Genomic DNA, 3,480 nt, shown 5'->3' on the forward strand with positions numbered 1-3,480 from the left:
CCGCGGCCATGACCGATCTCTTCCAGTTCCAATTCATCGCTGGCATCGCTGTCTCCTTCCGTTATAGGTGTAAGAACGCTGCTTGGCTGATCGAGGACTCGGCCGTGGAGCGCGCCGCCCGCGCGGACGCAGGCTGGCGCTTCGCCCGGCGGCCATCCGGGGCGAAAGAGAAAGAAAAAGGCGGGCGGCGCGCGGCGCCGCGTTCGGGTGGCGGGAAGCGCCGGACTCAGCGCTTGTTCTTGATGGGAATGTCCATCTCTTCAGGCTTGATCTCGTGCACCAGCTCCGGCACGCCCCAGGCGAAGGCCGGGTCGACCTTGATCTTGAAGTGGTACATCGACTGCATCGCCTGGTGGTCTTCCTTGCGGAAGGTCATCTTGCCCTTGGGCGTGTCGAAGCTCATGCCTTCCATCGTGCTGATGAGCTTGTTGGTGTTGGTGTCGCCGTTGGTCTTCTTGAGCGCCGTCACCACCGCCATCGCGGCCGAGAAGCCGCCGGCCGTGAAGAAGTCCGGCGGCGTCTTGAATTCCTTGTAGTGCGCCGCGACCATCGCCTCGTTCACCGGGTTCTTCGGGATGCCGAAGTAGTAGTAGGCCGCGCCTTCCATGCCCGGCAGCGCCTTGTAGGCTGCCATGGCCGGCAGGATGTTGCCGCCGGTGGCGATCTCGATGCCGTAGCGCTTGAGGTCGAGGTCGACGATCTTGAACGGGTTGCCCGCGCCGGCCCAGACGATCCAGATGATCTTGCGGCCCGGCTGGTCCTTGAGCTTGTCGATCAGGCGCTGGGCGCCGGCCGTGAAGTCGGTGGTGGCGGGCGGCAGGTACTCCTCGTGGACCAGCTTGGCCTTCTTGAGCGCGGCACCGAAGGCCTTCACGCCGTCGCGGCCGAAGGCGTTGTCCTGCGCCAGCGTGGCGACGGTCACGCCGGCCTTGTCGACGGCCACCGCGTTGGAGATCGCGTCCTGGCTCGAATTGCGGCCGGTGCGGAAGATGTACTTGTTCCACTTGTCGCCGGTGATCGAGTCGGCCACGGCGGGCTCGACCAGCAGGATCTTCTTGTACTCCTCGGCCACCGGCAGCATCGCCAGCGCCACGCCCGAGGCGGTCGGGCCGACGGCCAGCGCGGCCTTGTCGTCGGAATAGGCCGCGGCCAGCAGCGACTTGCCGAGGTCGGGCTTGCCCTGGTCGTCCTTCTCGATCACGACCAGCTTCTTGCCCGCGACGGTCATCGTGCCCTCGGTGGCGTAGTTCAGGCCCATCATGAAGCCGGTCTGCGTCTGCTTGCCGTAGGCCTCGAGCGCGCCGGTCTTGCTGTAGATATGGGCGATGCGGATCTCCCCGGACTGGGCCCAGGCGGGTGCGGCGGCGGCGCAGGCGGCGAGCGCGGCCAGGGCGACGAGGTGGCGACGGTTCATTCGTTGTCTCCTGATAAAGATGACTGAATATTGCACACTTCGTGCCACGCGCTAAGCCGTTGATAACAAAGGTTTCTCCATTCGGAGAAAGCGCGATTCGGCTGAATTCAGAACAGTTGTCGTGTCTGAATTTCAGGCGACTGTCTATTTTTCAGTCAGGGTTTTCGCGGAGGCCCGGCGCTCGTCGATCCATTGCCTGAACTGCCGCTCGGCCTGCAGCCGGAATTCGTTGCGCGCGTGGTTGCAGGCCGCATGGGCCAGCCGCCGGTGCTTGGGCGAGCGCACGCCGCCCAGGGTGGCGTCGACCAGGTGCTCGATGGTGGCCGATTCGGGCCGGCCATGCGGCTCCTCGAAGTCCATCGGCAGGCCGCACCAGTGGCAGTTGGGGCCGAAGGTGGAACGCAGGGCGCGGACGCTCACAGGCTGGCGTACTCGAGGATTTCCTGGCCCATCAGCGTGCAGTCCTTGCCCGCCACGTGATAGATCAGGCGCATGCGGTAGTTGCCCTTGTAGATCGAGCCCCAGACCTCGAGCACGCGGAACTGCTGCGCCTTGTTGGCGGGGTTGCGCAGCGGCGGCAGCTCCTTGACCTCGGAGCCGACGCGGATGCGATCGTCCTCGCCGAAATGGAACACCAGCAGCTTCTTCGCGCGCGAGACCGCCTCGTCGGCGCAGGGCGGCGCGGCCAAGGCGGCGCCGGCACAGGCGCACGATGCGGCGAGGACGAGGGAGCGGATCGGTGTCTTCATGGGAGGCTCTGGTGGAAGGCTGGTTCGCAGGCGGATGGAGGCCGCATTGTCAGGTGGGCGTGTCGACCTCGTCCCACTCGCGGTCCTCGAAGCGCACCAGCCAGTTCAAGGCGCGATGCCGCTCGGCGATCACGCCCGCATCGAGTTCCGGCGGCACGGGAACCTGCTGGAGCCCGGCCTGGCGCACGCGCCAGTGCAGGCGGTAATGCAGGTCGAGCGCATCGAGGATTTCGCCTTCGCCGCGCATGCGCAGCGAACGCAGCGCGCCCGGCAGGTCGCGGGCTTCCAGCATCGTGCGCGCGGCGAGCGGCACGTCGCAGATCGCGCCGGGAAAAGGCAGCGCATCGACCAGGCCCATCGCCCACTCGAGCAGATACAGGCACTCGTAGCGCCAGCCGAACTGGACGACATCGGACGCCAGCGGTTCGGGGTCCGAGAGGAAAGCCTGCTCCGCCGGCGTGAGATGCGCCCGTGCCGAGGGCAGCCGCTCGAACAGGTCTTCGGGCGCCAGCGGCTCCTTGCTCGCGAGCGACTCGGCCCGCGCCGATACCGCCAGCAGCGCGAAGGCCCGGCCCGCGATCTCCTGCGGCGCGCGCAGCCGCAGCTCAGGCTCGCAGACCAGCGGCGGCAGGTGGCGCGGGACCTCGATGCCCCGCGCCGCGAGCGCTGCCTCGGTGCGCGCCTTGCGCTCCCAGGCCTCGGCCGGATAGGGCAGCGCGGCTTCGCCATCGGGCTCCTCGTCCGCCGCCGACAAGAGGATGCGCCCTCGGGGATCGCGGATGCTGCCGTCGGGCAGGAACACGATCGCGTTCGCGCGCACGGCCCAGTCCGAGAACGCATCGAGCAGGCCCTCGTCGATCGACAGGCTCAGGTGCTGGCGCACGCGCTGGACATGACGCATCACGTGATAGCGGTTGCGCGACATCGTGCCGTCGCCGCGGCTCAGCACGTAGCCGACGAAGCCGGCCAGGTGGGGCGCGAGTTCGGGGTCCGACAGATCGCGGCGACCCTGCAGGGCATGGGGAAATTCGAGCGCCGGTACATCGGCGCGCGTGCAGTAGGCGTTGACCAGGACCCGCTCGCCCTGCCCGGCCTCCTCGGGGCGGCTTGGCGCCGGCCGGCCCAGCGCTCCCTTCAATCGCGTCAACAAGCCCTTCATCGATGCTCTCCTCCTTCGTGGTCCGCGCTCGGCGCGCGGGTCAATTCGCCTGGTTCGTCATGCGCTCGTACAAGGTCGCCCGCGAGATGCCCAGCAGCCGCGAAGTCGCGAGCTTGTTCCCCCCGGTCGCCGCCAGCGCCGCGCCGATCGCGCGGCGC

The 3,480-nt window shown here is 67.9% G+C and carries 5 protein-coding genes; all 5 read right to left on the bottom strand.

Annotated elements, in window-relative coordinates:
- Positions 1–226 precede the first annotated feature (226 nt).
- Positions 227–1,414: a substrate-binding domain-containing protein gene (locus AC27VN_RS36195; protein ID WP_057594307.1), complete on the bottom strand. Its 1,188-nt coding sequence runs from the start codon at positions 1,412–1,414 to the stop codon at positions 227–229.
- Between the two features lie 144 nt (positions 1,415–1,558).
- On the bottom strand, positions 1,559–1,834 hold the full coding sequence (locus tag AC27VN_RS36200) for a hypothetical protein (RefSeq protein WP_490879751.1): 276 nt from the start codon (positions 1,832–1,834) through the stop codon (positions 1,559–1,561).
- Entirely contained in the window at positions 1,831–2,163 is a 333-nt protein-coding gene (locus tag AC27VN_RS36205; protein ID WP_093344255.1) for a hypothetical protein, read from the bottom strand. The genes AC27VN_RS36200 and AC27VN_RS36205 overlap by 4 nt, the downstream gene beginning before the upstream one ends.
- A 49-nt stretch (positions 2,164–2,212) precedes the next feature.
- Positions 2,213–3,322: a DUF4272 domain-containing protein gene (locus AC27VN_RS36210; RefSeq protein WP_490879752.1), complete on the bottom strand. Its 1,110-nt coding sequence runs from the start codon at positions 3,320–3,322 to the stop codon at positions 2,213–2,215.
- A gap of 40 nt (positions 3,323–3,362) precedes the next feature.
- On the bottom strand, positions 3,363–3,480 hold a 118-nt coding region (locus AC27VN_RS36215), incomplete at its 5' end, for a helix-turn-helix domain-containing protein (RefSeq protein WP_490879753.1).

Source organism: Variovorax sp. 20P10.2.4 (assembly GCF_058244205.1).

Excerpts from the sequence above, each read along its gene's own strand:
- AC27VN_RS36205 (WP_093344255.1), bottom strand. The coding sequence starts at position 2,163 with ATGAAGACACCGATCCGCTCCCTCGTCCTCGCCGCATCGTGCGCCTGT.
- AC27VN_RS36210 (WP_490879752.1), bottom strand. The coding sequence starts at position 3,322 with ATGAAGGGCTTGTTGACGCGATTGAAGGGAGCGCTGGGCCGGCCGGCG.
- AC27VN_RS36195 (WP_057594307.1), bottom strand. The coding sequence starts at position 1,414 with ATGAACCGTCGCCACCTCGTCGCCCTGGCCGCGCTCGCCGCCTGCGCC.